The 1,562-nt window shown below is 45.2% G+C and carries 3 protein-coding genes; all 3 read left to right on the top strand.

Going from position 1 to position 1,562, the window contains the following annotated elements:
* Positions 1 to 478: peptide deformylase (gene def, locus WEIDD23_RS01985; RefSeq protein WP_242865389.1), on the top strand; the 478-nt coding region annotated here is incomplete at its 5' end.
* A gap of 5 nt (positions 479 to 483) precedes the next feature.
* A complete protein-coding gene (locus tag WEIDD23_RS01980; RefSeq protein ID WP_010373679.1) occupies positions 484 to 771 on the top strand; it encodes a UPF0223 family protein in 288 nt (95 codons plus the stop codon).
* Positions 772 to 775: 4 nt separating this feature from the next.
* Positions 776 to 1,558, top strand: a complete 783-nt coding sequence (locus tag WEIDD23_RS01975) for an inositol monophosphatase family protein (protein WP_010373677.1) — start codon at positions 776 to 778, stop codon at positions 1,556 to 1,558.
* Positions 1,559 to 1,562 lie beyond the last annotated feature (4 nt).

Genomic DNA, 1,562 nt, shown 5'->3' with positions numbered 1-1,562 from the left:
GATGGAGTACTTAGTTGTCTCACAAAACGAAGAAGAGAACGAGAAGTATGGTCTTCGTCCAGGCGTTGGACTTGCGGCACCACAAGTTGGCATTTCACAACAATTTTCATCAATTTTGATTCCTGATGAAGATGTTGACGATACTGACATCGATGAAGATGCGGCCCCAACGTATTTCTTTAAAGGAACGATTTATAATCCAGTCATCACGCGTCAGTCTGTTAAGCAAACGGCTTTGTCAATGGGTGAAGGGTGCTTGTCAGTCGACGAAGATATTCCTGGATATGTAGAGCGTGCTTACCGGATTACCGTTAAGTATCAAGATGAAAATGGCGATGCGCAAGAATTGAAGTTGGAAGGCTACCCAGCCATCGTATTCCAACACGAAATTGACCATTTGCATGGCACGCTATACTACGATCACATCAGCAAGACGGCGCCATGGGATGAAACTGATGGCACACGTTACATTGGGTAATTCGTATGGCAAACGGTGATTCGAATTTTAATTACCCAATGTTAGACGGTTGGTCAACGGCTGATATTATTGCCGTTAGTGGTCTATATTCTGCTGTAGCTACGGCCTATGAATCTGGGATTGATCGATTGAAATTATTAGCGGCCTACGATGCGTTTAAGCAAGTTGTCCCTAGTAAAGCTGAAGAAAAGCAACTTGATCGGGAATTTGGTGGTGAGTCAGGGTATAGTATCTATCGCACCATCCAAGCCGCAAAGCAAAGTGATAAGAAACAGCTAAAAATGGAAGGCTAACGGTATGAATGAAGCGCAATTAAAAAAGCTTGATCAGACTGTATTAGGTTGGTTGGACACGGTACACGATACGGTGCTCAAACGCGTCACGCAGCGCATGCGCGTGGATACAAAAGCAGGTCATCGCGATTTAGTCACTAATGTGGACCGCGAGACAGAACAATTTTATGTTGATGCGATTCGTCGTTTTGATCCTAAAGCAAAAATTCTTGGTGAAGAAGGTTTTGGGGATGCGGTTAACGACATGGCCGGCCGAGTTTGGTTTGTTGACCCAATCGACGGGACGATGAATTTTGTGAAGCAACAGGCAGAATTTGCAACAATGTTGGCATTGTATGAAGATGGTCAGCCAGTGATGGCTTGGATTATGGATGTTGTTAACCATGACATCATCCACGGTGGTCCGGCATACGGGGTGTATCACAACGACACACCGCTGGCGACACCAAAAGATACGGGCTTGGCTGACGGATTGATTATTTTGTCTGGTGCACGCCTGCTATATGAGCAATTTGGGTTTCCTGAAGTGGCGAAGGCCGCTTTAGGGTTCCGTGTGTATGGCTCGGCGGGCATTTCTTATCTACATGTTCTGACGGGTAAGGCCGTTGGATATGCCAGCAATATGAAGCCGTGGGACTATGCTGCGGGGACATTGCTTGGTGAAGCTTTAGGGTTTAAAGTCGGAAAAATTGACGACCAACCTATGAATATGTTAATATCAGGAACAGTTCTAGTGGCAACACAACAAGCATATAGTGATATTATGGCAATTGAACGTGACCTTTAATGCT

This window comes from Weissella sp. DD23 (assembly GCF_001579105.1).
In the GTDB taxonomy this organism is placed as follows: domain Bacteria; phylum Bacillota; class Bacilli; order Lactobacillales; family Lactobacillaceae; genus Weissella; species Weissella cibaria.
This window is presented reverse-complemented; position numbering and strand designations above follow the sequence as displayed.